This window comes from Mameliella sp. LZ-28, from assembly GCF_012274245.1.
Taxonomy (GTDB): Bacteria; Pseudomonadota; Alphaproteobacteria; order Rhodobacterales; family Rhodobacteraceae; genus Antarctobacter; species Antarctobacter albus.
The window spans coordinates 368,713-395,167 of record NZ_JAANYX010000022.1 but is presented as its reverse complement, the minus strand read 5'-3'; the positions used below and the strand labels follow the sequence as shown (position 1 = coordinate 395,167).

17 protein-coding genes are annotated in these 26,455 nt (G+C 67.1%); 5 read left to right on the top strand and 12 right to left on the bottom strand.

Going from position 1 to position 26,455, the window contains the following annotated elements; genetic code table 11:
• Positions 1-57: 57 nt before the first annotated feature.
• From G9Q80_RS14345 to G9Q80_RS14325, 5 genes are all read right to left on the bottom strand, one after another.
• A complete protein-coding gene (locus tag G9Q80_RS14345; protein WP_088714429.1) occupies positions 58-11,406 on the bottom strand; it encodes a DUF7933 domain-containing protein in 11,349 nt (3,782 codons plus the stop codon).
• Between the two features lie 317 nt (positions 11,407-11,723).
• Positions 11,724-12,932, bottom strand: coding sequence for a type II secretion system F family protein (locus G9Q80_RS14340; protein WP_168246491.1), 1,209 nt, complete (start codon positions 12,930-12,932; stop codon positions 11,724-11,726).
• Entirely contained in the window at positions 12,929-14,413 is a 1,485-nt protein-coding gene (locus tag G9Q80_RS14335) for a GspE/PulE family protein (protein WP_232788159.1), read from the bottom strand. Before G9Q80_RS14335 ends, G9Q80_RS14340 begins: the two co-directional genes overlap by 4 nt.
• 87 nt (positions 14,414-14,500) lie before the next feature.
• Positions 14,501-16,396, bottom strand: coding sequence for a type II secretion system secretin GspD (gene gspD, locus G9Q80_RS14330; RefSeq protein ID WP_043142460.1), 1,896 nt, complete (start codon positions 16,394-16,396; stop codon positions 14,501-14,503).
• A 155-nt stretch (positions 16,397-16,551) separates the two neighbouring features.
• The gene (locus G9Q80_RS14325; protein WP_088714427.1) at positions 16,552-17,025 is read right to left on the bottom strand and encodes a type II secretion system protein N; all 474 of its coding nucleotides are present in this window, start codon (positions 17,023-17,025) and stop codon (positions 16,552-16,554) included.
• Positions 17,026-17,141: 116 nt separating this feature from the next.
• Between G9Q80_RS14325 and G9Q80_RS14320 the strand changes: the two genes are divergently transcribed.
• On the top strand, positions 17,142-17,654 hold the full coding sequence (locus tag G9Q80_RS14320; RefSeq protein ID WP_074622289.1) for an outer membrane protein assembly factor BamD: 513 nt from the start codon (positions 17,142-17,144) through the stop codon (positions 17,652-17,654).
• Positions 17,655-17,661: 7 nt separating this feature from the next.
• Here G9Q80_RS14320 and G9Q80_RS14315 read toward each other — a convergent pair whose 3' ends face one another.
• The gene (locus G9Q80_RS14315) at positions 17,662-18,648 is read right to left on the bottom strand and encodes a DMT family transporter (protein ID WP_184757121.1); all 987 of its coding nucleotides are present in this window, start codon (positions 18,646-18,648) and stop codon (positions 17,662-17,664) included.
• Between the two features lie 133 nt (positions 18,649-18,781).
• Between G9Q80_RS14315 and G9Q80_RS14310 the strand changes: the two genes are divergently transcribed.
• On the top strand, positions 18,782-19,720 hold the full coding sequence (locus tag G9Q80_RS14310; protein ID WP_088714426.1) for an ABC transporter ATP-binding protein: 939 nt from the start codon (positions 18,782-18,784) through the stop codon (positions 19,718-19,720).
• The gene (locus G9Q80_RS14305; protein ID WP_043142467.1) at positions 19,717-20,478 is read left to right on the top strand and encodes an ABC transporter permease; all 762 of its coding nucleotides are present in this window, start codon (positions 19,717-19,719) and stop codon (positions 20,476-20,478) included. Before G9Q80_RS14310 ends, G9Q80_RS14305 begins: the two co-directional genes overlap by 4 nt.
• Positions 20,479-20,490: 12 nt before the next feature.
• Here the strand turns inward: G9Q80_RS14305 and G9Q80_RS14300 are convergent, their stop codons facing one another.
• Both G9Q80_RS14300 and G9Q80_RS14295 read right to left on the bottom strand, forming a co-directional pair.
• A complete protein-coding gene (locus G9Q80_RS14300; RefSeq protein ID WP_088714425.1) occupies positions 20,491-21,291 on the bottom strand; it encodes an alpha/beta fold hydrolase in 801 nt (266 codons plus the stop codon).
• Complete coding sequence (locus tag G9Q80_RS14295) at positions 21,291-21,890, bottom strand: 2-hydroxychromene-2-carboxylate isomerase (protein ID WP_088669299.1); 600 nt, start codon at positions 21,888-21,890, stop codon at positions 21,291-21,293. Before G9Q80_RS14295 ends, G9Q80_RS14300 begins: the two co-directional genes overlap by 1 nt.
• A 99-nt stretch (positions 21,891-21,989) precedes the next feature.
• Between G9Q80_RS14295 and G9Q80_RS14290 the strand changes: the two genes are divergently transcribed.
• Together G9Q80_RS14290 and G9Q80_RS14285 are read left to right on the top strand one after the other, a co-directional pair.
• A complete protein-coding gene (locus G9Q80_RS14290; RefSeq protein WP_043142475.1) occupies positions 21,990-22,997 on the top strand; it encodes a ribose-phosphate pyrophosphokinase in 1,008 nt (335 codons plus the stop codon).
• A gap of 16 nt (positions 22,998-23,013) precedes the next feature.
• Complete coding sequence (locus G9Q80_RS14285) at positions 23,014-23,505, top strand: hypothetical protein (RefSeq protein WP_088714424.1); 492 nt, start codon at positions 23,014-23,016, stop codon at positions 23,503-23,505.
• A gap of 15 nt (positions 23,506-23,520) precedes the next feature.
• Here the strand turns inward: G9Q80_RS14285 and G9Q80_RS14280 are convergent, their stop codons facing one another.
• The 4 genes from G9Q80_RS14280 to G9Q80_RS14265 all read right to left on the bottom strand — a co-directional run bounded on the left by G9Q80_RS14280 (position 23,521) and on the right by G9Q80_RS14265 (position 26,442).
• Positions 23,521-23,868, bottom strand: coding sequence for an H-type lectin domain-containing protein (locus tag G9Q80_RS14280; protein ID WP_088714423.1), 348 nt, complete (start codon positions 23,866-23,868; stop codon positions 23,521-23,523).
• A gap of 70 nt (positions 23,869-23,938) precedes the next feature.
• Entirely contained in the window at positions 23,939-24,589 is a 651-nt protein-coding gene (locus G9Q80_RS14275; protein ID WP_069207926.1) for a MarC family protein, read from the bottom strand.
• Positions 24,590-24,687: 98 nt separating this feature from the next.
• Positions 24,688-25,911, bottom strand: coding sequence for an MFS transporter (locus G9Q80_RS14270; protein ID WP_088714422.1), 1,224 nt, complete (start codon positions 25,909-25,911; stop codon positions 24,688-24,690).
• 99 nt (positions 25,912-26,010) lie between these two features.
• Complete coding sequence (locus G9Q80_RS14265) at positions 26,011-26,442, bottom strand: F0F1 ATP synthase subunit epsilon (protein WP_043142492.1); 432 nt, start codon at positions 26,440-26,442, stop codon at positions 26,011-26,013.
• Between the last annotated feature and the right edge of the window lie 13 nt (positions 26,443-26,455).

Here is a 26,455-nt window from a genome sequence, read left to right as displayed (position 1 = left end):
CCCGGCGATGACCGCCGGGCCGTTTCCTGATCGGGTCGCTGATCGGACCGTCCTTCCTCAGAAGTCCAGCTGCAGCCCGTGTTCCAGTTGCAGGGTCTGCTGCGCCGGCATCGAGAGCCGCGTCACCACCGAGCCGAGACCATTGGCAATCGGGCGCTCGCGCTTGATGTTGAAGGTGAACCGGCGGGTTTCGTCGATCTTCTCGACGTCCACCTCCAGCCCCCAGGTCATGCCGCTGGCGATGTCCCGGCGCTCCCAGGCCAGGGCCAGGCCCAGGCCACAGTCCGCCTCGTCCTCGTAGGAGGACAGGGTACAGGACAGGCGCGGCGTGAAGGCGGTGCGCATCTGGTCGGCCAGGGCCTCGGCCCCGCCGGGCGCGCCCAGGCTTTCGAATCGGATTTCCGCCGTGGCGCGGGCGCCCTGGAAGTCATCCAGCCGGATCGCGCCGGTGTGGGTCAGGCCCATCTGGCGGGCCGTCACGTCCGCGTCCCCTGCCCGGGCATAGGCCAGGTCGAGGCCGACGCGCGGTTTCATCACGAAGCCGTCGAATTCGCGCTGCCCCGAGATGCCGATACCCGCGAAGCCGGCCAGGTAGCTGTAGTCGCCGGTTGCGTTGATCGGCGCAGTGGCCGCGTCAAAGTCGATGTCGAAGCTGTGCCGCCCGGCGGCCCCGGCCATGTAGTAGTCCAGGAAGAGGCCCTGTCCAAAGCCGCGGGCACCGTAGACACCGCCGTTGACTCCGAACCCGTCGATCGAGCCGTCCCCCAGCCCGCTGACATCCGTCCGGCTGTAGTAGCCACCCAGGAAGTAGCCCGCGATGGAGGTGTCGCTGGTGAAGCGTTCCTTCTGCCAGGCGAACTGCAGCAGAGCCTGCACGCCCGTGTCCTCGGTCTTGTTCAGCGAGAAGGTCCCGTCGAGGATCTCTCGGCTGCCGGAGGCGCAGTTGTAGCGATCGCTGCCGAAGGTGCCGTGCGCGTTGCCGGTGGCATCCTGGATCTGGATGCTGCCGTCGACGTCAAAGGCCTGAAGCGTGCCACAGGGCAGGTCACGGCCCGCCTGCAGCCGATCCAGAGCGCCTTTTGCCATGCGGCTGAAGGCCCGCGACTGGGTGTCGATGGTTTCTGACAGGTCATCCTCGAGGATTTCCGTCAGCGGTTCGCGGATCTGGTCGACAAGGTCGTCGGTGATGGTCACGGCGGCCAGCGGCAGAGGCGCACCGTCATAGCGCGTATCCACCGAGGCCACGGTGGCCGTGGGCTGACAACTGTGCGTCCCTTCGACCTTTTCGTCGTCGATGGCCCGGATCGTCAGCGCCTGCGGCGTGGCGTAGTTGGCCGCGGTGAAGGTGATCGTGGCCGGGGCGACCGTACACTGGTTGTCGCCCGCAAAGCTGAGCGTGACCGGCGCGGTCGGCGCCCCCAGCAGGACGAAGGTCATGGTGGCATCGTCGCCGCCGCCCTCGTTGGTGGTGAGATCGACATTGGTCACGGCGATATCCGCAAAGTCATCGTCGGCGATGGTCGCGGTCTGGGTCAGCGTGCTGCCCAGCAGGGTCGTCAGGTCGCCCGAGACCAGGCCGTTGACCGTCAGGACAACGGTTTCCGGGCCTTCAATGTCGCCGTCTTCCAGCACCGGAACTGTGATGGTGACCGAGAGGGCACCCGCCGGGATCGTCGCCGTTCCCGACAGCGCGGTGAAATCCGCGCCCGAGGTGGCGGTTCCGCCGACGCTGTAGCTGACCACCGTGTCCTGGGTCGAGACACGCGCCTGCGTCAGGGTGAAGGTCACGTCGGTGGGGGTGCCGGTATTGGCCTCTGCACCATCGGTGGCCGCGCTCAGCGTGACCGCGTTTTCGGCGCATTGGGTCATCGGGATGTTGTTGCCGATGACATAGGGATCCCCCGGTTCGATCACGAAGCTGGTGTAGAACGCCGGGTTAGCCGCCAGCGAGGTGTCCGCCAGGAAGCCGGTCGCGCCGTCCTCGGACGAGCCGATGACCCCGGGGTTCGACGGCAAGAGCGACGTCAGGTCCAGCGTGCCCGAAGAGGTGCGCGTGGTGCTGGGGATACCGACGGCGGTCGGATAGACCAGCGACATGCTATAGGTGCCGGGGCGCAGCGCGAACCACTGGAGTTCGCCTGTCGATCCGTCCCGGGTGATGTTGATGAAGTTCGTGGTGCCCAGCGTGCTGTTGGACCCCGATGGCCCGGTGACGGTGAACCCGCCGCCCGGGATGATGCGGCCGTCATCCTCGCAGTAGAAATAGCCCTGCGGGTCGAAGTCCTGGTCATCGGGGATGCCGTCGCCGTCACGGTCGCCGGTTTCGAACAGGTCCGGGATGCCGTCGCCATCCGCATCGGGCAGCGGGGTCGGGTTCGGTGTGCCGGTCAGGTCGGCGGTCACGGTGATCGGCGCGGCCGCGGTGGCGAGGTTGCCCGCCGCATCCGCCGCGGCGCCCGCATCGACCGAGATTTCCACCGGGCCGTCGTGGTCCGGCGTGACGGTAAAGCCGTAATCCGCACCGCTGCCGGTCAGCAGAGACGCCGTGCCGTTGGTGATCTGGACCGAAGTCAAGGCAAAGCCCGTCACGTCCTCGGAGAAGGTCAGCGTAACCGGGAAGGGATCGGCTTGTGCCTCCAGCGGTCCGGCCAGGGTGGCGGTCGGGATCTGGGCGTCCTTGACAGCGGTATCCGTGGCGTCGAGGCCGGTGTTGCCCGCCGGATCGGTCAGGGCGACGGTCAGGGTCAGGGTGCCGTCGTTCAGCCCGCTGAGGTCCAGCCCGGCGACCTGGTCCGTCGCCGTGGCGATGGCACCGCCGCCGGTGACATCCGTGCCGCCGCCGTCCGAGGTGATGGCATAGGTGAAGGTGGCGCCCACTTCGGCCCCGGCGAAGGTAAAGCCGACAGCCGCCTGGTTGGTGTTGTTCACCGGGTCCTGGTCGAAGGTCACGGCATAGCCGGCGGGCGCGGTGGCGTCCTTGGTGGCCGTGGCCGTGGCCTGCGGCGCCGGGTTGCCGGCGGCGTCCGAGGCATCTGCCGTAAGGGTCAGGCCCCCGTCGGAGAGGCCGGAAAGATCCAGCGTCACGGTCCAGGTGCCGGCACTTATGGTTGCGGTGCCGGTGACGCTGGTGCCGCCATCGCCGACCGCGACCGAAACCGGCGCGCCATCGGCCAGCCCGGTCGAGGTGCCCGAGACGACAACCGCGCCGGCCTCTGCCGCGTTGATCACGCCGTCAGCCGTCAGCGGGATGTCGATGGTCAGTTCGGGCGCGGTGGCATCCTTGAGCGCCTCGTCCGTGGCGTCGAGGCCGGTGTTGCCCGCCGGGTCGGTCAGGGCGACGGTCAGGGTCAGGATGCCGTCGCTCAGCCCGCTGAGATCCAGCCCGGTGACCTGGTCCGTCGCCGTGGCGATGGTGCCGGTGCCGGTGACAGGCGCGCCGCCGCCGTCCGAGGTGATGGTGAAGGCATAGGTTGCCCCGACCTCGGCCCCGGCGAAGGTAAAGCCGGTAGCGGTCTCGTTGGCGACATTGACCGGATCGTCATCCAGCGTGGCGGTGTAGCCCGAGGGCGCGACCGTGTCCTTGGACGCGCTGGCGGTGGCCTGCGGCGCCGGGTTGCCCGCCGGGTCGGTGGCGTCGGCGGTGACGCTGAGCGCGCCATCGGCGAGGCCGGTCAGGTCCAGCGTCAGGGACCATGTGCCGCCGGTGACGCTGGCCGTACCGGTGATGCTGCCGCTGGCGGCATCGGCGACCGCGATGGCCACGTCGGCGCCGTCGGGAAGGTCGCTGGAGGTGCCGGAGATCACGACCGTTGCCGCCTCGGCGGCGTTGATCACGTCATCGCCCTCGATCGGGGTGTCGATGGCCAGGATCGGGGCATTGGTATCCTTGGTCGCGGTTGCCGTCGCGGACCCGCCGGTGTTGCCCTTGAAGTCGGTCAGCGTGACGCTCAGCGTCAGGGTACCGTCGGCCAGGCCGGAGAGGTCAAGGCCCGTCACCTGCTGGGTCGCGCTGGTGATCGTGCCGGACCCGGTGACCGGCGTGCCGCCGCCATCGGAGGTGATGGTGTAGTCAAAGGTGACATCCGTCCCGGTCACGCCCGGCCCGACCTCTGCATCGGCAAAGGTAAAGCCGATGGCGGCCTGGTTGGCGATGTTCACCGGGTCCTGGTCAAAGCTCGCGGAATAGCCCGCCGGGGCGGTCGTATCCTTGAGGAAGACGGTCGTCGCCGAAGAACTGTTGCCAGAGCTGTCGGTGACCTCGGCGGTCAGGGTGATGGTGCCGTCCGCCAGCCCGGAAAGGTCGAGCGCGCCGGACCAGCTGTGGAAGGCGCCGGGACCGGCGGTCAGGCCGGTGGTGACGGAGACGGAGCCCGCCGCGCCATCGGTGGCGGTGATGACCACCTGCACCGCGTCCGCCGCGTTCAGGGCGACGCCGGAGGCGGTGAATGCCGCCGCCTCGGCGGCGTTCACGGCGTTGGCATAGAGGCTGTCGGCCACGGTGGGATCGGGGTCCTGGATCTCGATCGAGGGGGCCAGCCCGTCCTTGGTGATCGTGGTCACGGCAGGAACCGCCGGGTTGCCCGCCGCGTCCGTGACATCGGCGGAGAGGTCATAGTCGCCGTCGGCCAGGGCCGAGATGTCGAAGCTCAGGCTGTAGGTGCCGCCGTTGACCGCAGCCTCGCGGTAGTAAACCGCCGCGCCGCCGGTATCGCGCAGGATCAGGCGCACGATGGTGCCGTCGACCACGCCCGTCGCCGTGCCCGAGACGGTGAAGGCCCCTGCCTCGGCGGTGTTGACGACGTCATCGCCCGCGATGGGCGTGTCGATGGTGACGGTCGGAATGCCCGTGTCCTTGCTGGCCGAGATGGAGGCCTGGGGCGCCGGGTTGCCTGCCGGGTCGGAGGCGTCCGCGGTCACGGTCAGCGGTCCGTCCGCCAGCCCTGAAAGATCCAGCGTGAGGGACCAGGCAGTGCCCGTGATGGTCGCGGTTCCCGAGACGACGCCCGCGGCGCCATCGGAGACGGCGACGCTGACGACGGTGCCGTTCGGCAGATCGACCGACCCGCCGGAGACCGTCACCGAGGCGGCCTCGGCCGCGTTGACCACACCGTCACCGGCCAGCGGCGTGTCGATGGCGAGGGCGGTGGGCGCGGTTGCGTCCTTGGTCGTCGTGTCGGTGGCATCGGGGCCGACATTGGTGGCCGCGTCGGTCAGGACCACGGTCAGGGTCAGCGTGCCGTCCGGCAGGCTGCTGACGTCGATGCCGGTGATCGTGTCGGTCGCCGATACGATTGTGCCGCTGCCGGTCACGCTGCCTGCGCCGCCATCGGAGGTGATGGTATAGGCGTAGTCCGCCCCCACTTCGGCCGCCGCGAAGCTAAAGCTGACCGCCGCCTGGTTGGCAATGTTCACCGGGTCCTGATCGAAGGCCACGGTATAGCCGGTGGGTGCCGTAACGTCCTGCGCGGTGCCCGAGACGGTGATGTCATAGGGCGCCTCGTCCACGTCGTCATTGCCCAGCGAGAGGTCAAAGCCGAACGGCAGCGTCGTGGTCGGATCGGTCTGGATCGCCGTGGCGGGCGTGTAGAGAATGGTGATCGTGGTATCGCCGCCGATCGGCACGGTGGTTGCAAGCGGCCCGGTGATGCTGTCCACCACCACGTTGGTTTCGCCCGAGATCACAGGCGCGGCGGCCAGCGTAAGGGCATCGGTGCCGGTGTTCGAGACGGTCAGGACAAGGCTCTGCTGCGTGCCCGCGTCCAGCGTGCCCTGGTCAAGGGTGCCGCCGTCGGCCACGGCGCCGCCGATGGAGCCGCTCAGCCCGATCTCGGGGGTGATCACGGTCAGCGTGTCGGCGGCGGTGCCGGAGTTGCCCAGCACCGAGGTCAGGTCGCCCGTGGTGTTCACGAAGTCCCCGGCGGTCGCGGGGGTCACGTCGACGCTGATGGTACAGGTGGTCGGCGCCGGTGCGCTGCCGCCGGTGTAGCTAATGCTGGAGGCCCCGGCATTCGCGGTCAGCGTGCCGCCGGTACAGGTGGTCGAGGCATTGGGCGTCGCCGCCACCACCAGGTCCGTCGGCAGCGGATCGGTGAAATCGAGCCCGCTGGCGTCAAGGATGGAACCGCTGTTGTCGATGGTGAAGGTCAGGGTCGCGGACTGGCCCAGGTTGATCGTGTCGGGGGCAAAGACCTTGGTGAAGACGGGCTGCGGCACGACGGTCAGTGTCGCGTTCGCGGTGCCCGAGTTGCCCAGCGAGGAGGTCAGGTCACCGCTGGTGTTCACCTGGGCGCCCACTGCCGTGCCGGTCACGTTCACCGCGACGGTACAGGTGGCCCCGGCGGCAATGGATCCGCCGCTGTAGCTGATCGTGCCCGCGCCGCCCGTGGCGGTGATGGTGCCGCCGGTACAGGTGGTCGAGGCCGCCGGCGTCGCCGCGACCTGCACGCCCGCGGGCAGGTTGTCGGTGAAATCCAGCGCCGTGGCGTCGATGATCGAGGGGCTGTTGTCGATGGTGAAGGTCAGCGTGGTTTCAAAGCCCAGCGCGATGGCGGGGTCGGCAAAGCTCTTGGCAAAGCCGGGTTGCGGCATCACGAAGAGGACATCGGTCGCCGGGCCGGAATTGCCCATCGAAGAGGTCAGGTCGCCGCTGGTGTTGGTGTAGTTGCCGGCCGCGGCCGCAACCACGTCGACCGCGATGGTACAGGCACCGCCCGCCAGCTGCTGGCCGCCGGTCAGCGAAATCGACCCGCTGCCCGCGTTGGCGGTCACGGTGCCAGAACAATTGTTCACGACATTCGGGCTGGAGGCGACGACCATACCCGCCGGAAGGTTGTCGGTGAAGGCCAGGCCGGTGGCGTCCAGCGTCGCCGGGCGGTCATTGTCGATGGTGAAGGTCAGCGTGCTGACCTGGCCCGCACCCAGGGTGTCCGGTGCAAAGACCTTGGTAAAGGCGGGCGGCGGCACGACGGCCAGCGCGTCCGAGGCACTACCCGAGTTGCCCAGGCTGGAGGTGAGATCCCCCGAGGTGTTGTTCAGCAGGCCGGTGGTGGTCGCGGTCACATCCACCTGGACCGTACAGATCGACGAGGCGGCGACCGTGCCGCCGGTATAGGAGATGGTCCCGCTGCCGCCGGTGGCGGTAATCGTGCCACCGGTACAGGTGGTCGAGGCATTGGGCGTCGCCGCGACCTCGGACCCGGCGGGCAGGTTGTCGGTGAAGTCCAGCGCCGTGGCGGCCAGGATCGACTGGCTGTTGTCGATCTCGAAGACCAGCGTGGTCGAGAAACCGTCGGCGATCAGGCCAGGGGTGAATTCCTTGTCGAAACCGGGCTGCGGCACGATGGTCAGGTTTGCACCCGCGTTGCCGGAATTGCCGGCCGAAGAGGTCAGGTCGCCGGTCACATTCGCGACAGAACCAACCGCGGTGGCCAGCACGTCGACCGTGACGGTACAGGTGGCCCCGCCGGCGACGGTGCCACCGGAATAGCTGACCGTGCCCGTCCCTTGCGTGGCGGTGAGGGTGCCGCCGGTACAGGTGGTCGCGGCATTGGCGGGCACGGCAACCAGCATCCCCGCGGGGAGGTTGTCGGTGACGTCCAGGCCGGTCGCCGCCAGCGATGCGCCGCTGTTGTCGATGGTCAGGGTCATCGTCGTGGTCTGGCTCAGCGCGATGGCGCTGGCGGCAAAGCTCTTGTCAAAGAGGGGCTGCGGCTCGGCCGTCAGCGTGTCCGACGCGGGGCCGGAATTGCCGCTGCTGGAGGTCAGGTCGCCGCTGGTGTTGACATGCGCGCCCGCCGTCGTGGGCGCTACGTCGACAGAGACGGTACAGGTCGCGCCAGCGGAAACGGTGCCGCCGGTATAGGTGATCGTCCCGCTGCCGCCGGTGGCGGTCAGCGTGCCACCGGTACAGGTGGTCGCGGCATTGGGCGTGGCGGCCACCACGAGCCCGGCGGGCAGGTTGTCGGTGAAGTCGAGGCTGCTTGCCGCGAGGGTCGAGGCGCTGTTGTCGATGGTGAAGGTCAGCGTCGAGGCTTGCGACACGAAAACCGTGTCCGGTGCAAAGGACTTGGCAAAGGTCGGGGCGGGCTGAACGTCGAGATCTGCCGAGGCGGGCAGCGACGTGGCGATGCCGCCGACAAAAAGCTGGCTGGAGGTGTTGGTATAGGTGCCGGGCGCGGCCGCCGCGGGCACGTTGATGGTGGCGGTCAGGGTACAGGTCTGCCCCGCATCGATGCTGCCCCCCGAGAAGGTCAGGATCGAGGTGCCGGTGAAACTGCCGCTGCCGCAAGCGGCGCTGGCCGACAGCCCGGTCGCCGTCGCGCCGGACAGCATGGCGTCGAGGTCATCCGAGAACGAGACGTTGGACGCGCCGACCGCGCTGCTGTTGACGATGTCGAAGGTCAGGACCGCGCTGCCGCCTGCAACGGTGTCATCGTCGAAGGACTTGGCAAAGCCCAGCGCCAGCCCGGCACCGATGCTCAGCGTGTCGGTGGCCGCCGCGCCGGTGACGCCCAGGCCCGCGATCGTGCCGGTGACGCCGCTGGTGGTGTTGACCGCCGTGCTCAGCGGTGTGGCCGCCGCGGGCACGGTGACCGCCAGTCCGATGGTGCAGCTGGACCCGGCGGCGAGCGAAATGTCCGATACATCGACCAGCGAGGTGCCCGTGCCGGTCAGGGTGGCGCCGCAGGTGTTGGACAGTGTGCTGTCATAAAGCGTCCCGGTGAGCATCGCGCCAAGGTCGTCGGTAAAGGCGACCGAGCTGGCGACGCGCGTCGTATCGAGGTTCGTCACGGTAAATTCCAGCGTGACCTGTTCGCCGGGGGCAACCGGATCGTCGGTAAAGCTCTTGGCCAGGCCGATCCGCTCGTTCTGCACCTCGAGCTGGGTGGCTGCGATGCCGGTCACGCCGAGGCTCGACACCAGGTTGTCGGTCACGGCGTTGTAGCTGCCGTCAGCGGTGCCTGCGGGGACCAGTACGTCCAGTTCGATCGTGCAGGTGGCGCCCGCCGCCACGGTGCCATTGCTGTAGCTGAGGACGGTTGCCGATCCCGCCAGTGTGCCGCCGCAGGTGTCGCTGACCGGGGTCAAGTTGGCCGTCACGTCCGGCGATCCGGGCAGGATAACGGCAAGGTTGTGGCCGAAGGCGATGGAGGTGACATCGCCTGCCGGGCTGGTGACGTTGGGGTTGGTGATCGTGTACCGCAAGGTGACGGTTTCACCCGCGATGGCCGGACCGTCCGGAAAGGCGACCTCGAAAAGCGGCAGCTGGCTGTCCGCGCCGGTCACGTCGATGCTGTCCGAAGCCGGGGTGTTCAGCAGAAGGGCCGCACCGGCGCCGTCGATGTTCGCGGTCAGGTCGCTGGTGGTGTTGGTATAGGTCCCGTCCGCCCCGGCCCCCAGGGTCACGGCGATGGTGGTGGTACAGCTGTCGTTGATCGCGACGGACCCGCCGGTAAAGGTGACGGTCGAGGTGCCGTTGACCGAGCTGAACCCGCAGCCATTGCTGATCACCGAGGAAAAGGTGGTGCCGGACAGGAAGGCATCCAGATCGTCGGTAAAGCTGATGTCGGTGGCGGTCTGTTCACCGTTGGTCAGGGTGAAGTCGATGTTGACGACCGCGCCGGTCACGGCGGTGTCGTCCTGGAACACCTTGGAGAGCGAAAGCTGCACGTCACCCGCGCCCCAGGTAAAGGAGGCCTGCGCCGGGTCGCCAGCGGCTGCCTCGTTCGACAGGATCTCCATGCTCGGCGCGGAATAGGTGCCATTGCTCAGCGCGGAGCCGGTGTTGTAGGTGATCGTGAAGGAACAGCTTGCCCCGGCGGCAAGGCTGCCGCCGGTGTAGACGAAACCCGCAGAGGGCAGAGCCGGAAACGGCGGCGAAGGCAGGGTCGAATTCGGGATCGAGCTGAGCTGTCCGGTGCAATCGCCCGGAACCGCGAGTCCGGCGCCCAGAATCCCGACCGCATTGCCCAGGCCGATGGCCTGTGCCGGCTCCGAGTTCAGCAGGTTGCTGTTGTCATCCGTGAATCCCAGGCCGCTGAGCGCGCTGCCGCCGTTGGGGTTGGTCAAGGTGTAGACCACATCGACCGTGGAATTCGGCAGCAGCGGGTCGCTCTGGAAAACCTTGGTCAGGACCGGGGGCAGCACCGCAGGGAGCGCCTCGACCGTCAGCGTGTCCTCGCCGAGCGCCGTGCCGACGCTGGGGACGCCGCCGATCGACGCGGTCGCCGCGCTGGTGGTGTTCACATAGGTGCCCGGCGCCGCCCCGCCCGGCACGTCCACCGTGACACTGAAACTGCAGGAGGCACCGGGGGCCAGCGTGCCGCCGGTGAGGGTCAGCAGGCCACTGCCGCTGAACGACGACCCGGCGCCACAGGGCGCCGTGGGCAGGCCGGAGGCGACTGCGCCGCTCAGCATCGCGTCGAGGTCATCGGTGAAGGTGATGCCGGTGGCGGTGTCGAAGCGGTCATAGTTGGTCAGCGTGAAGTCCAGGGTGGTGCTGCCGCCGGGGACCACCGGGTCGACGGCGAAAGACTTGACCACACCCACGCCCGCGGGCGCGGTCACTGTCAGGATATCGTGGCTGAAACCCGCGCTGAAGGAGCTGAAACCGCTAGAGTAGGTCAGTTCGCTTGACCTCAGTTCGAATTCGCCGGCGCCGGTTGCCAGCAGATCTACGGTCACGGTACAGGTGGAATTCGCTCCCACGCTGCCCGTGCTCAGGGCGATGCTGCCGCTCCCCGACGATGCCGTGACCAATGGGGGGCTGGCGGCGTTGCAGGTCGATGTTGCATTGGCCGGGTAGGCGACCTCGAGTCCCGACGGAAGCGTCTCGTTGAAAGCCATGAACGACAGCGCGGCGGCGTTCAAGCTGTTGTCGATCGTATAGGTGACAGTCGTGGTCTGGCCGATGTCCACCGCGCTGGGCGACAGGCTTTTGCTGAAGCCGGGGCGCGCGCTGTCGACCGTCAGGTCGGTCGCCAGCGACATCGAGCTGCCAACCGAGGAGGACAGGGTGATGGCCGGAAGCGTGTGTGCGCCCGGGACGCTGGACGTGACGCTGACGGTGATCGTGCAGCTGGCAAAGGTGCCGATGGAGGTATCCGAAAGCGAGACCGTCCCGCCTCCGTCCGGCGCGCTCAGCATTCCGATGGCACAGGTGCCATCGTCAGAGGCAGAGCCGACAAGCGTCACCGAGGCCGGAAGAACGGCGGTGAAGGCGAGGTCGGTCACCGGCGTTGCGCCGCCGTTGGTGATCGTGAATGTCAGGTCCGAAACACCGCCGGGACCGATGGTCGAGGGCGAAAACTCGGTGTCGAATGTCGGTTGTGCCTGCGCCGCCGCTGGCGCCAGGGCCGCCATGAGCCAGAGCAGACCTACCCCAAGAACCCGCTGAATCGCCGACATACCGTGTTTCCCCTCGTCTCGTATCGGCCTTGCCAGTGCCAGGCGCCCGGAGCAGGGCGCAGCTTGGATCACGGCTGACCGATCTGTTCTGACACTTGCGTAGCCGAGCGGATTACGTCGGGAAAGGCTGCCGTACTGGCGACCGGGTGGATTCCGGCAAGCGAAGCGCGATGTGCGACTTTCTGGCGACACAAGCAGAGGCGAATCCACCCCAGCCCCGACAACCGATGATCAAAAGGTTAACCACACCAGCCTGTTGTGCCGAAGAGTTTAGGCATCACCCAAAGGGCATTTCAGCAACAACCGTGGATCCGGGCTCACGGGGCGACCAGGGTCTGCAGATCGAAGATGGGCAGGAGAACCGACAGGACGATCACCAGCACCATTGCCCCCACCACCATCATAAGCGCCGGTTCCATCAGCGCCGCGATCCTCTTGCGCCGGGTCGACAGGCCGTTTTCGACCAAGGCCGCCGCACGCCCCGCCATCCGCGCCAGCCGGGCCGAGACCTCTCCGGCGCCGATCAGCTGGCGTGCAACGGGTGGCACGAAACTGAGCGCCGCAAGCGCATCGGACAGGGTCTCCCCGGCACGGACGGCCGTGGCGACCTGGTCCGCCTCGATGCGGAACCGGGTGATGGTCAGGACCGATCCGGCGCTGTCCACCGCGATGGGCACCGTGTGGCGTGCCTCCAACACCAGCGCCAGCGTGCGCAGGTATTGCACCGCCGCCGCCTGCCGGATCAGCCCGCCCACCAGCGGCAGGCGCAGCAACAACCTGTCCCGCCTCTCTCGGAGGGCGGCGATGCGCCCACTCATCAGCGCCAGCCCCAAAATCCCCAGCGCAACGGCGGTCAGCAGCGGCCACTGCCCTTCGACCCAGCGGGCAAAGCCCATCATGACACGCGTCAGGTCGGGCAACGGGCGGCCCGAGGTTTCAAAGAGCGCCACGATCTCGGGCGCGACGGTCACGAAAAGCACCCCGGCCACCAAAACGGAGACAACAGCCACAAAGGCCGGGTAGACAAGGGCCGATCCCAACTGCGCCCGGTCGCTGCGGGCGGTCTCAAGGTGGTCGGCCAGGCTGTTGAAGACGCTGGACAATTCCCCTGCCCTTTCACCTGCCTGCACGGCGGCGAGGTAATAGCGGGGAAAGCCCGCGCCGCTGTGCTCCAGCGCCCGCGACAGCGGCTCTCCTTCCAGCAGGGCGGCCTGCGCGCGCGCCACCACCAGGTCCAGCGCCGCCGTGCTGCCGGCGCTTTTCAGCGTGCCCAGCGCCGCGTCCACGGCCATTTCGGCCCCAAGCAGAACCGCCATCTGGCGGGTGAACACCGCCTGCAGGTCGCGCGACAGCCGCGCCCGGCCCAGCAACGGCCCCCGCGCACCGCGTGTCCGCGCCGTCAGTTCGGAAACATAAAGCCCCTGCGCCTTGAGCTGGTCTGAGGCATGAGCCTCTGTCTCTGCCACCAGCGTGCCGGACTTGCGCCGCCCCTCGGCCGTGTAGGCGGTATAGGCAAAGGCCCTCACGCGCCGTCCCCGACCACGCGCAGCGCCTCGGCCAGGCTGGTTTGCCCGGCGGATACGGCGCGCAAGGCCTGACCAATCAATCTGTCACGCGGGGGCAGCGCCTGTTGCCAGAGCGCGCCTTCCCCCGCGCCGTGATTGATCGCCTCGCGCAGGTCCTCGCCCACTTCGAGGATTTCGAAGATGCCAAGGCGCCCGGCGTAGCCGGTGCCGTTGCAGGCGTCGCAGCCCTGCGCATCGTGCAAAGCCGTGGGCAGGGGCAGGTCCGCGCGGTCGAACTGTGCCGCCTCGCTGGAGGACGGCGCGTGCGACTTGCGGCAGTCGGGGCAGAGCCGGCGCAAGAGCCGCTGCGCAATGACCCCGCGCAGGGTGGCGGCGATCAGGAAGTTTTCCAGCCCCAGGTCGCGCAGCCGCACCACGGCGGCCACGGAACTGTTGGCGTGCAGCGATGAAAACACCAGGTGCCCGGTCAGCGCCGCCTGCGCGGCCGTGCTGGCGGTTTCGGTGTCGCGGATCTCGCCCACCAGGATCACGTCCGGGTCCTGCCGCAACGTGGCGCGCAGCCCGGCGGCGAAGCTCATGCCGATTTCGGCATTGATCTGGGTCTGGCTGATGCCGGTCAGGTCGTATTCGATCGGGTCCTCGACCGTGACGATATTGCGTTCCTCGCGGTCGGCCAGTTTCAGCAGGGAATAAAGCGTTGTCGTCTTGCCCGCGCCCGTCGGCCCGGTGGCCAGGATGATCCCGTTGGGCGTGGCGGCCAGCCGTTCCAGCAAGGCGATCTGACCCGCGTCCAGCCCTAATCGGTCCAGCGGCATCAGCCCCGCCGCCCGGTCGAGGATCCGCAGAACGATGCGTTCGCCGTAGTTGCCGGGCAGTGAACTGACCCGCGTGTCGATCATCCGCCCGCCCAGGCGCAGCGGGATGCGCCCGTCCTGCGGCAGGCGGGTTTCGGCAATGTCCAGCCCTGCCATGACCTTGAGCCGCGAGACCACCCGTTTCACAGGCACGTCGGCGCGGTCCATGACCGTTTTCAAGAACCCGTCCAGGCGCATCCGCGCGCGCAACCCGCCCTCGTGCGGCTCGATATGCAGGTCGGAAGCGCCGTCCAGCACGGCCTGCCGCAAGAGCTGGTTGACCAGCTGGATCACAGGCGCTTCCTCGGCATCCTCCAGAAGGTCGCGGCCGCGCTTATCGGTGGCGGTATCGACAAGATCGAAGGTCACGCCTTGCACCTCGCCCTCGCGGGCGCCGGAATGGTAGAGCCGCGCCAGCACCGCCTCGAAGCCCGTTGCATCCTCTCGGTCAAGCGGCGCGTTCAGTCCCGCGCGGCGCTGCGCCTCGCGCAAGCCCATCACCGAGGCCCCCGGCCCCGCAACCACGCGCCCGCCATCCAGCGCCACGCCATGATCGCGGGCAAAGGCATAGGGCAGCGGGGCTGGCAGGTCGGAAAGCGAGTGATCTTCGGGCATTGCGAGGGCCATGTTCTGCGGGTCCGCCACCTTTGTGCCTGCAATGCAACCGGCACCGCAAGAGGCGGGGTCAAACGTGGGCTCCAAACCGCGACCGGCCTAATATTTTCCGTTGAACTTCAGTCGACTGGGCAGCGGCGGATAGTTCTTGCTCCGCGCTGCCTTGTCGATGAAGGTCTCGTCGAAGGGCTGGTTCAGGTCGGCGCCGTCAAAGGGCAGCGCGCCCAGTGGGGTCTGGGGAAAGCGCGTGCTGTCCTCGGGCTGGATCGCCAGGCTGGCCCGTTGCGCCTCGCGCGCCAGTTCACGGGTCAGGCGCGTCGCCTCGCGGTCGGAACTGACGATCCGGGGCCGCAGCATGACCAGCAGGACACGCTGGTTCTTGGACCCGGACTTGCCCCGGAACAGCCCGCCCACGATGGGCAGCTTGGACACGCCCGGCACCCGCTGCGCGTTGGAGCCAAAGCCGTTTTCCAACAGCCCGCCCAGCATGATCACGTTGCCGTCGCGCACCAGGACGGTGGTGGACAGCGCGCGTTTGGCTGTGATCTCTCCGCCCGCCGAGGAGGTGGCATTGGTCAGGTTCGACACCTCCTGCTTGATCACCAGCCGCACGGTGCCGTCGGCGTTGATCTGCGGGGTCACGTTCAGGGTCAGGCCCACGTCCTGGCGTTCGATGGTCTGGAACGGCTCCTGAACGGCGCCCTGCCCCACCTGGGTGAACTGGCCGGTGACAAAGGGCACGTTCTGGGCCACCACGATCTCGGCCTCCTGCCCGTTCAGGGTCAGGATCGAGGGGGTGGAGAGCAGCCGCGTACTGCGGGTTTCGGCGATGGCGGTCAGCAGGCCCGCGATGCCGGTGCGGGAATCCCCGGCCCGGCCACCGATCACGCCGCCGTTGCCCGGATTGGGCGCGTCGCCGTTCAGGACCGTGGACACGAGGCTGGTCAGGCTGGGCCTGCCTTCCAGCGCGAATTGAACGCCGCCGACGATGGCGTCGTTCAGGATCGCGCCGAACTGGACCGAAAGGTCGGCAAAGCCATCGACCGACATTTCAAAGATCACCGCCTCGACCAGCACCTGGGTCGGGCGGCGATCGAGGTGCTGCACCATCGCGACGATTTCATGCATCCGGTCGGCAGGGGCGGAAATCAGCAGAGAGTTGGTGCCCGGTTCCGGCACGATGCGGATCTGCCCGCCGGAGCCGTCGCCCTGGAAACTGCGCAACACGACATCGGCCAAGCTGGCCGCCTGGGCATAGTTGACCTGCACCACCCGGCTTTGCTGGCTGTTGCGCTGCGCGTCCAGCCGTCCGGCAAGCACCCGCACCTGTTCGCGCAGCGACTGCGGCCCCAGCACCAGAAGCGCGTTGGACCGCGCATCGACGCTGACGCTGGCACCATCGGGGACGATGCCCATCGACTGGATCACCTGCAACACCTCGCGCGCGTCGGCATTGCGCAGGCGGATCATCTCGATCGGCTCCGAGCGGGGCTGGTCGAGTTCCGAGATCAGCGCCTGGATGCGGCGATGGTTGCCGGCACGGTCGGACAGGATGATCAACCGCGCGTCGGGCACGGTGGAAATCACCGCCTCGGAAGGCAGCAGGGGGCGCACCACGTCCACCACCTCTGACACCGGGATGTGATTGACCCGGATCACCCGGGTTTCATAGACACCGGACCCGGCGACACCGGGCGACAGCTCGCGCGCGGTGGTCAGCGGGACGATGCGGTCTGCATCGACACCCTTGACGATGGTCAGGCGGTTGACCTCGAGCACGTTGAGAAAGATCTCATACAGGGCGGCGGGGGTGACGTTTTCCGGCGCCAGCACGGTGACGGTGCCGCGCACGCCCGGGTCGATGACGAAATTGCGGTTCGTGGCCTCGGACACGATTTCCACGAAACTGCGCAGGTCCGCATCCCGCAGGTCAAGCGCGCCCTGCGCGCGGGTCAGCCCGGGGACCGTCACCAGGATTGCTAGGAGTAGCGCCACGCACCACGACCGGACCCACCCGGGGCCGGCCCTGTCGACCGAAGTTCCTGCCCGCACTTTCGTGCCCTCTCGATTATGTTCTTGCCGCGTGTTTCGCGGTCATTTCGGGCAACATACCGCGAAACACGCGGCTTGTCTCCCCCCGGGTGGCGGGCTCAGTCGGTGAAGGCCAGGAAGGCGGGCGCGCCGTGATTGTCCAGCCTTATGCCCCCCGCCTCGATTGCGGTGACCGTGATGCCGTCGGCCAGGGTATCGCCCACGCGCATCAGCCTTTCTCCGGTGGGATGCGAGACGATGGCCCAGCTGCTGTCGCCGTTGCTGACCACGCCTTTCAGCGCAAAGCCGAGGCTGTCGATGGGGGGCGCGGGCGGCTGCGGTTCGTCCATGACGGGCGGTGAGGGCGGCTTCGGCGGCTGCGGTTCCGGAGGCTTGTAGCTGCCAAACAGCGAGGGCCAGCGCATCGGCGGCTGCGGCTGTGGCAGGTCCAGCGCCAGCCCCGTGTCCGGCGTGGCCGAGGGCGCCGCGCGGGGAGCGGGCAGCGGGTCCTGCAGCGTGCTGTACAGGGTGTTCCCGGCCCAGATCGCGGCGGCCAGGGTCAGCGGAGTCAGGAGCCAGGCCAGCCAGCGCATCACGGTTTTCCATCCATCCCACGGGCGGGCTTGGGTTTTCGTGGACGCCGCCCCCGGTCAGGTGGTATCATGACCGTCGATCAAGGCAAACCTTGGCGACGTTGAGGACAGAGCAGATGATGATGGGACGGGTGATGCCGGCGCTGATGGCGCTTGGCGTGATGTTGCCGCTGGCGGCCTGTGACACCGCAGAGGGCAACGCTTCGGGCTTTCGCAAGAATTATTTCGTGGCGCGCTCGGCGCTTGAAGAGGGCGACTACGGCCAGGCCAACCGACAGTATGCCAGGCTGATGAGCAGCGCGGGGCCCTTCCTGCCGCGGATTCAGCTGGAATACGCGCACAGCCTCTTGCGTGCCGGAGACTATGCCCAGGCCGCCGATCTGGCCGAGGGCATGGCCATGAGCAGCGAGGGCGCGGCCAGTGCCGCGGCGCTGGCGGTCGCGGCCACGGCCCGGCACGAACTGGGGCTGGCGGCACTGGCACAGGGCGACCGGCAGGGCGGCAAGGCCCAGCTGGAGCGCGCGCAGGTGGCGATGACACAGGTGCTGGACACCCACCCCGAGCTTGATCCGCTGGGATCGCTCGCCGGGAGGCAGGCCAGCATCGCGGTACGGCTGCGGGCGCTCTGAACGGTTGTCAGCGGCGCCCCCAGCGGGCGCGGCGCCCCGGCGTGGGTCGGGCCTTGGCCTGTTCGCGCAGGAAGACGAAGACACCCGCGCCGATGATCAGCACGCAACCGGCCCAGGTGGCCGCGACCGGCCATTCCCCGAAGATCATCCAGCCCCAGAGGATCGCCAGCGGCAGGCCGATGTATTCGAAGGGCGCGATGGTCGCCGCGTCGGCCAACCGGTAGGCCGCGCTGAGGCAATAGCCCACCACGCCCGAACAGATCCCCAGCCCCAGGAACACCAGCCAGTCGTCCGGCGAGGGCCAGACCCAGGCCCGCAACAGGAAGATGAGGCTTTCGTTTGTCACGCCCTCGGCATAGCGCCCGTCGCCCGCGACAAGGTAGAACACCGCCGAGACCATCAGGAAGGTGCCCTGGATATAGACCGCCAGCGCCGAGGCGCGCGTGGTCATGCCCAGCCGCCGGGTCAGCACCTGCATCAGTGCGTAGAAACCCGCCGCGATCACCGGCAGCAGCATGACAAGGCGTGACACCGACAGGCCGGCCTTCCACGGTTCCTGCATGATGATCACCCCGGCAAAGCCCACCACGACCGCGCCGATCCGCAGCGGCCCCACCTTTTCCCCCAGGATCGGGATCGACAGCAGCGTTATCATCAACGGCGCGACAAAGAACAGCGCCGTCGCCTGCCCCAGCGGCAGCACCGCCAGCGCGCAGAAATAGGTCATGTTGGCACAGACGACGAGCAGCCCACGCAAGAGGTGCAGCCCCGGCGTCGCGGTCCTGAGCAGGCCCAGCCCGCCCTCGGCAAAGACGAACCCGAAGGTAAAGACCAACCCGATGGCAGAGCGGGTAAAGACCATCTGGTGCAGCGGATAGCCGCCCGACAGGACCTTGATCAGCATGTCGTTGACGGAAATCGCGAGGATTCCGAGACAGATATAGAAGATGCCCAGCGCGGGGCGGTTGATCGCGGCGGTCGTGATGGAGGTCATGCAAAGGGCTTAGAACGCGGGGACCGGGGGTGCCAGTCTGTTTGCGACATGCATGTGCCCTATGCATTTCTGCTCAATTGCGCATCACGTCATGACGTTTAGGTTGCAGGCGTGCGAACAAGGAGGGCGGACCATGCCCACGGTAGAAATCCGCGACGTGCGGAAACGGTACGATGGCGGGTTTGAGGCGCTCAAGGGCGTCTCGCTCGACATCGAGGAAGGCGAAATCCTGGCCCTGCTCGGCCCCAACGGCGCGGGCAAGACCACGCTGATCTCGGCGATCTGCGGGATCACCCGCATCACCGATGGCAGCATTCGGGTCGGCGGACATGACGTTGTGACAGATTTCCGCGCGGCGCGCAGCCTTGTCGGGCTGGTGCCGCAGGAAATGAACCTGGAACCCTTTCAGACGGTCATCGCAGGGGTGCGGTTTTCGCGCGGGCTGTTCGGCAAGCGTCCGGACGAGGCGTTGATCGAACGCATCCTGCGGCGGCTGTCGCTCTGGGACAAGCGCAACGCCAAGGTGATGGAACTGTCCGGCGGCATGAAACGCCGGGTGCTGATCGCCAAGGCGCTGGCACATGAACCGCGCGTTCTGTTCCTGGACGAGCCGACGGCAGGCGTGGACGTGGAACTGCGCCGGGACATGTGGGACACGGTGGCCGAGCTGAAGCGCGACGGCGTGACCATCATCCTGACCACCCACTACATCGAAGAGGCCGAGGCCATTGCCGACCGGGTGGGCGTCATCAACAAGGGCGAGATCCTGCTGGTCGAGGACAAGGCCAGCCTGATGACCCGCATGGGCCAGAAGGAGCTGACCATCGAGTTGACCGACCCGGTCGACAGCGTGCCCCCTGCCCTCTCGGATTACGACCTGCGGCTGAGCGAGGACGGCGGCAGCCTGACCTACCGCTACGACACCGGGGCAGACCGCACCGGTATCGGGCGGCTGATGGGCCTTCTGGCCGAGGCAGGATGCCAGGTGCGCGACGTGCACACGGCGCAGAACTCGCTCGAAGATATTTTCGTCGGGCTGGTGGCCCGGCAGGAAGAGGAGACCGCAGCATGAACCTTCCCGCGATCTGGGCCATCTACAAGTTCGAGATGGCCCGTTTCTTTCGCAGCATCCTGCAAAGCTTCGTCTCGCCCGTTATCTCGACCTCGCTGTATTTCGTGGTCTTCGGCGCGGCCATCGGGTCACGCATCGACCAGGTGGAGGGCGTCAGCTATGGCGCCTTCATCGTGCCGGGGTTGATCATGCTGTCAGTCATGACACAGGCGATTTCCAACGCCAGTTTCGGCATCTACTTCCCGAAATTCATCGGCACCATCTACGAGCTGCTCTCGGCCCCGGTGAATTTCCTCGAAATCGTGCTGGGCTTTGTCGGGGCGGCGGCGACAAAGGCGCTGTTCATCGGCGTGGTGATCCTGGGCACGGCGGCGTTTTTCGTCGACCTGCAGATCATGCATCCGGTGGCGATGGTCATCTTCCTTCTCCTGACCTGCATGAGCTTTTCACTCTTGGGGTTCATCATCGGGATCTGGGCCAGGAATTTTGAACAGCTGCAGCTGGTGCCCCTGCTGGTGGTGACGCCTCTGGTCTTCCTGGGCGGCAGTTTCTACTCGATCTCGATGCTGCCCCCGGCCTGGCAGACGGTCGCCTATTTCAACCCGGTGGTCTACCTGGTCTCGGGGTTCCGGTGGTCCTTCTTTGGCCTTGCCGATGTGCCGATCGCCGTCAGCCTGCTGGCGATTGCGGGGTTCACCGCGATCTGCCTTGCTGCGGTCTGGTGGATCTTCAAGACCGGCTGGCGCATCCGCACCTGACCGGGCGGCAGGTCAGGGCAGCGCGCCAAGCTGCTCTGACAGCGCCTGCGTCACGGCCTGCGGATGCGACATCAGGACCATGTGAGCGGCCCCGCCGACCACCATTTCAGAGGCCATCGGCAGGCGCGCCATCAGGCCGCGATGCACCTGGGCAATGACCGGAACGGTATCCGCCCCCCGCAACAGCGTGACCGGAAAGTTCAGCTTTTCCAGCCCGCCGGGCGCCAGCATCCCGGCGCGGTCCTGCCAGAGAGCCGGCTCTGTCGCGCGGACAAAGGGCATCTGGGCGGCCATGCCTCTCTGCACCTTTTCGGGGAAACTGGCCCAGGGCACACCCCCGCCCCACAGGCGGTTGAAACCGCGCGCGGCCTCCAGAAGGTTCCCGGTGTCGACGTCGGCGTATAGCGCATCCTCGGCGGATTTGTGGTCACGCTTCAGCGCGCTGTCAGGGGCCGCGGCAAAGAAAACAGGCTCGATCAGCAGGAGCGAGGCGATGCGCCCGGGCGCCTCCAGCGCCAGCCGCAGCGCAAGCGTGGCGCCAAAGCTGTGGCCCGCGAGATGTATGCCGTCGGTCAGATGCGGGCGGAGCGCGGCGCAGGCGGTGTCATGAACGTCTTCTCCCTCGGGAAAGGACGGGCTGCGTCCGTGGCCTGGCAGATCCGGGGCGCGGAAATGGCACCGGCCCTCCAGCGCCTGCGCCACCGCTTTCCACATGCCGCCCTGTCCAAGACCGCAGTGCAGGGCCAGCACCTTTGCTGGCCCCTGCCCCCAGTCCCGCCAATGCAGCCCCGTCTCGGGGCCCGCGTCGCGCATCAGAGCTTGCCCGCCAGATGCGCGTCCAGGTCGTCCAGCCGGTCATTGCCCCAGAAGACCTGACCGCTGTCGACGACATAGGTCGGCGCGCCAAAGACGCCCTTTTCCACCGCCTCTTCGAGGTTGGCGGGATAGGTCTCGGCCCCGGCCAGCAGGCCGGTGTCCGCCAGAGACGGGTCGAAACCGGCTTCGGAGAGACAGGCCTTGATCACCGCGTCCTCGGCGATGTCCTTGTCCTGCGCCCAGCAGGCCGCCAGCAGCCCGTGCACCAGCCTGCCCATGTCGCCGCCGCCCGCCTTCTGGGCGGCGATCACCGCATAGGAGGAGGGCGCCGGGTTGGTCGGGAAATGCGCCGGCTTGATGTTCACCGGCAGGCCGGTCTTCTTCGCGGCGCGCTCTATCTCCTGCAGGCGATAGGCCTGCCGGTTGGGATGACGTTCCGCCGGCGTCACACCCCCGGTGCGACCAAAGAGGGCGATGATATCGAAGGGCTTGTAGGCGATACTGGCGCCATGTTTCGCAGCGATCTCTTCCAATCGCGTGCCCGCAAAATAGGAAAAGGGCGAAATCGTGGAGAAGAAGTAGTCGATATGAGCCATGCTGTCGCCTTCCGGTGCCTGTGCTGGCGCCGACCGTAGGCCCATGCTAACGGGACCGCAACATCGTCACGAATCCGTCATCCGCCGAGGACGCATCACATGCCCACCGTCATCGAACCCAAACTGATCGCCGGCAACGCCAACAAGCCGCTGGCACAGGCCATCGCCCGCCGCATGTCTCTGTACCGCGGCATGACCGTCGGCCTCGTGGATGCCCGCGTTGAGCGGTTCAACGACCAGGAGATCTTTGTCGAGGTCTTCGAGAACGTCCGCGGCGAGGACATGTTCATCCTGCAGAGCACCTCGAACCCGGCCAACGACAACCTGATGGAACTGCTGATCATGTCGGACGCGCTGCGCCGGTCGTCAGCGGCACGCATCACCGCCGTGATCCCCTATTTCGGCTATGCCCGCCAGGACCGCCGCACCAAGGCCCGCACGCCGATCACCGCCAAACTGGTGGCCAACATGATCGCCGAGGCCGGGATCGAGCGGGTGCTGACGATGGACCTGCACGCCGCGCAGATCCAGGGCTTTTTCGACATCCCGGTGGACAACCTCTATGCCTCGCCGATCTTCGCGCTGGACATCAAGAAACAGTTCGACGACCTGAGCGACGTGATGGTGATTTCGCCGGACGTCGGCGGCGTGGCCCGCGCGCGGGAACTGGCCAAGCGGATCGAGGCGCCGCTGTCGATCGTGGACAAGCGCCGCGAGAAACCCGGCGAAGTCGCCGAGATGACGGTGATCGGCAACGTCACGGGCAAGCGCTGCATCATCGTCGATGACATGTGCGACACCGCCGGAACGCTCTGCAAGGCCGCCGAGGTGCTGATGGAACACGGCGCGACTGAGGTCCACGCCTATATCAGCCACGGCGTCATGTCCGGCCCGGCTGTCGAGCGCGTCACCAAATCGGTGATGAAATCGCTGGTTCTGACCGACTCGATCCAGCCGACCGCCGCCGTTGCCGGGGCTCCGAACATTCGCATCCTGCCGACCGCCCCGATGTTTGCGCAGTCGATTCTGAACATCTGGAACGGCACTTCTGTCTCGTCCCTGTTCGAGACCGAAACCCTTGGCCCGATCTACGAAGGCATCCTCTGACCGTCAGGAGGCGGCAATGGCAAGACAACACTGGCTCACTGCGTTTGCCTTTCTCGGTGCGCTGTCGGGCGCGCCGGGACAAGCGCAGGAGATCGACGCACATGCGGTCTACGAACGTGCCTGCGCCGGTTGCCATTCCGCGCATGCGGGCGATTTCGTCTTTGAAAGCCTGATCGCCAGCGGCGAGGGCCTGGTCGGCAAGAAAACCGGGAGGCCTGTCGCCGCCATGCTGTCCGCAGGGCACGGCAGGCTGACCGCCGAGGAAGCCGAGGCGCTGGCCGCGCAGTTCATCGCCATCCACGAAGGCGGGCGCCTGTTCCAGCGCAAATGCTATGTCTGCCACCAGCGCGCCGTCGTCCTGTCGCGGTTGAAACTGATCGAACAGGACGGGCGCCTTGTGGGCCGCTACACGGGCCGCGATATCGAGAGCTTTCTGGTCGAGCACGGCCGCTTGACGCCCGACGAGGTGCCGCTGATGCTGGATCGGCTGAGCGCGCAACTCAAGTAACGCCGGACCGCACGCTCACAGGTCCCAGTCGTCGTCGCTCTTGACCTCGCCGATGGCGAGCCAGCTCATGCGCACGCGGGCGACACGCGTATCGCCCCAGGTGCGAAAGACAAGATCGCAGCCGCTGCGCGTGACGTTTTCCGCGGTGACATCGGCCCGAATGTTTGCGCGCTGGTCGATATCCCAGAGCGACATGGCCACCTGAACCGTTGGCGGTGTCCGGAAAGGTTCCGAGAAGCTGACGGCCTTGCGGCGCTCGCGGCTGCCCTCTCCCGTCCACATGTCGCCGCCGTTGGCAAACTCGGAAAAGACTTCCTCGTCTCCCTGGTCGATTCCGACCCGGCTGCCGGTCAGTTTCTTCATGTCCTGCCTTTCTCCATCTCTGCGAAGATAGTTCTGCAATCGGGCGGAATTGTGAAGGCCGATCATCCGCTTACAGCGGACCCGTCCCCCCTTGCAGGTCCAGAACGCCAACCTCTGCCAGGCCACCCAGCACGGCATCCACCGCCACGGTCGCCAGGATGATCCCCATGACACGGGAAATCACCAGCGCGCCGGAATTGCCGAGCAGCTTTTTCAGCAGCGTCCCCAACAGAAGCAAAAGCAGCGTCAGGAGCAGGACAACCGTCAACAGGACCGCCGTGGCGATCTGATCGGGGATCGAGTTCTGATGATTGTCCGTCAGCACGACAACCGCCAGCATCGCGCCGGGCGAGGCGATGGAAGGCATCGCCAGCGGAAAGATCGCGCCGGACAGGTCACTGCGCCCGGCCTCCTCGATCTCCCGCTCCGGTTTGGATTCGCCAAAGATCATGGTCAGCGCAAAAAGGAACAGGACGATCCCGCCCGCGATCTGGAAGGAGCCGAACCGCAGCCCCAGGCCCTCCAGCAGGAGTTGCCCGACGACGAGGAAGGCCATCAGGACGATCCAGGCCACCAGCACCGCGCGCAGGGCGAAACGCCAATGCAGTGCTGCCGGCACGGCAGCCGTGGCGAAATAGAACACCGGGAGCGAACCGATCGGGTCGATCACCACCAGCAACGTGATGAATTCGCGCAACAAGGCGCTGGGGTCGTACACCATGACAGAAATTTCCGTGCGCGCCGTCCCACAGGCGGGCCGGTCATCGGCCTCCTGTCAGATCGCGCCTTTTCATGCAAGGCGACAGGCCTTTTTGACGGTCAGGCGGCGGGCGCCTGCTGCCGTCCCGGGCGCAGAGGCCAGAAGACAAGCGCACTGAGAATGAGCAAGAGGGCTGTCATCAGGAAAGGCGCCCCGGGCAGGTAGACCCCGGCGTCCGGCGCGGCAAAGGTCCGGAACAGAGGGGTCACGATCAGCGGCGCGGTGATGGCCGCAACGGCGCTGAGGCTGGCAATGACACCCTGCAACACCCCCTGCCGGTCCTCGTCCACGAGGTTTGAGGCGATGCCGGTGGCATTCGGCGGTGCCATGTCGGACAGGCAGGCAAACGGCAGGAAGGCCCAGACCAGCCAAGCCGCCGAGATGAACCCGTAGGCGACAGAGGCAATGACGCCGGCAGCCACCGCCACCATCAGCGTGCGCCATTCACCGATGCGCGGGATCATCACGCGCATCAACCCGCCTTGGGTGATGACGACCCCCACGCCATAGGCCGCCAACGACAGGCCGATCAGATGCGAGGGCCAGCCAAAGGCCTCGCGCGTCCAGAAGGCCCAGAGCACCGGATAGACCATGTTGGCGAACTCGAAGAGGAACAGGCCGAACAGCGGCAGGCCAAGCCCCGGCAGTCGCGCGGCCGCCAGGATACTGCCGAAGGGGTTGAGATCCTTGCGGTCGAACCCGCGACGTTTCTCGACCGCAAGGCTTTCGGGCAGGACAAAGAGACCAAACAGGAAATTCGCAGCCGCCAGTCCCGCCGCCGCCCAGAAGGGCGCGGTGACATGGATACCGGCCAGCAGGCCGCCCAGGGCAGGACCAAAGATGAACCCGACACCAAAGGCCGCGCCGATCAGGCCAAAGTTCGCGGCCCTGTCCTTGGGTGCGGAAATATCGGCCAGGTAAGCCGAGGCGGTAATGTAGGTGGCGCCAGCGATCCCGGCCAGGAAACGGCCCACCAGCAACAGCCAGAACGTCCCCGCCAGCGCCATGATGACATAGTCCACTGCCAGCGCCGCCAGCGTGACCAGAAGCACCGGCTTGCGCCCCAGGGCATCGGAAATGCCCCCCATTGCGGGCGAGAAGATGAACTGCGCGCCGGCATAGGTCGCCAGCAGGACACCGCCCCAGAAGGCCCCGGTGGCCGTGTCCCCGGCGCCGACGCGTGCCATCAGGTCCGGCATGATGGGAAAGATCAGCCCGATGCCGATGGCATCGAGCAGGATCGTGGCGAGGATGAACCAGACGGCGCCGCGTTTCGTTTCCATGTCGTCAGTCCCGGAGTCGCCGCACAAAACCGGCGGGTCACAAAAAATGAAAGGCCCCGCCGGGTGGCAGGGCCTTGTCAGAATAGTCTGTCCGGTGCCTCAGATCGAGGGCTGTTTCGGGTCCAGACCGATATGCGTGCCGACAGCCACCATGTCCTGCAGCAGCTTGACCGCGTCGTCCACCAGACCCGGATGCTCAGCAGTTTCCTTGGTCTGCTGGTAGATGCGGTGAGCCTCGTCCACCAGGGCCTCGTAGGTGGCCTGGTCGACGTCCGCGCGCGGCAGGGCCTTTTCGGCCAGCACCGAAAGGCTCTCGCCGATCTCGGCGAACCCGCCGGTCACGACGAACTGCTCGGTGCCCTTGGCGGTCTCGACCGTCAGGATGCCGGGGCGCAGCGTGGTGATCAGCGGCGCGTGGTTCGGCATGGCGGTCAGGTCGCCGTCGGCGCCCGGGATCTGAACCGAGGTCGCCTCGGTCGACAGCAGGCGGCGCTCGGGCGACACCAGGTCGAATTGCATCGTATCTGCCATGTTGTCCTCCGTT

Coding starts and splice junctions, on each gene's coding strand:
- G9Q80_RS14345 (WP_088714429.1), bottom strand. CDS start 11,406: ATGTCGGCGATTCAGCGGGTTCTTGGGGTAGGTCTGCTCTGGCTCATG.
- G9Q80_RS14335 (WP_232788159.1), bottom strand. CDS start 14,413: ATGGCCCTCGCAATGCCCGAAGATCACTCGCTTTCCGACCTGCCAGCC.
- G9Q80_RS14325 (WP_088714427.1), bottom strand. CDS start 17,025: ATGCGCTGGCTGGCCTGGCTCCTGACTCCGCTGACCCTGGCCGCCGCG.
- G9Q80_RS14320 (WP_074622289.1), top strand. CDS start 17,142: ATGATGATGGGACGGGTGATGCCGGCGCTGATGGCGCTTGGCGTGATG.
- G9Q80_RS14315 (WP_184757121.1), bottom strand. CDS start 18,648: ATGACCTCCATCACGACCGCCGCGATCAACCGCCCCGCGCTGGGCATC.
- G9Q80_RS14310 (WP_088714426.1), top strand. CDS start 18,782: ATGCCCACGGTAGAAATCCGCGACGTGCGGAAACGGTACGATGGCGGG.
- G9Q80_RS14305 (WP_043142467.1), top strand. CDS start 19,717: ATGAACCTTCCCGCGATCTGGGCCATCTACAAGTTCGAGATGGCCCGT.
- G9Q80_RS14300 (WP_088714425.1), bottom strand. CDS start 21,291: ATGCGCGACGCGGGCCCCGAGACGGGGCTGCATTGGCGGGACTGGGGG.
- G9Q80_RS14295 (WP_088669299.1), bottom strand. CDS start 21,890: ATGGCTCATATCGACTACTTCTTCTCCACGATTTCGCCCTTTTCCTAT.
- G9Q80_RS14290 (WP_043142475.1), top strand. CDS start 21,990: ATGCCCACCGTCATCGAACCCAAACTGATCGCCGGCAACGCCAACAAG.
- G9Q80_RS14285 (WP_088714424.1), top strand. CDS start 23,014: ATGGCAAGACAACACTGGCTCACTGCGTTTGCCTTTCTCGGTGCGCTG.
- G9Q80_RS14280 (WP_088714423.1), bottom strand. CDS start 23,868: ATGAAGAAACTGACCGGCAGCCGGGTCGGAATCGACCAGGGAGACGAG.
- G9Q80_RS14275 (WP_069207926.1), bottom strand. CDS start 24,589: ATGGTGTACGACCCCAGCGCCTTGTTGCGCGAATTCATCACGTTGCTG.
- G9Q80_RS14270 (WP_088714422.1), bottom strand. CDS start 25,911: ATGGAAACGAAACGCGGCGCCGTCTGGTTCATCCTCGCCACGATCCTG.
- G9Q80_RS14265 (WP_043142492.1), bottom strand. CDS start 26,442: ATGGCAGATACGATGCAATTCGACCTGGTGTCGCCCGAGCGCCGCCTG.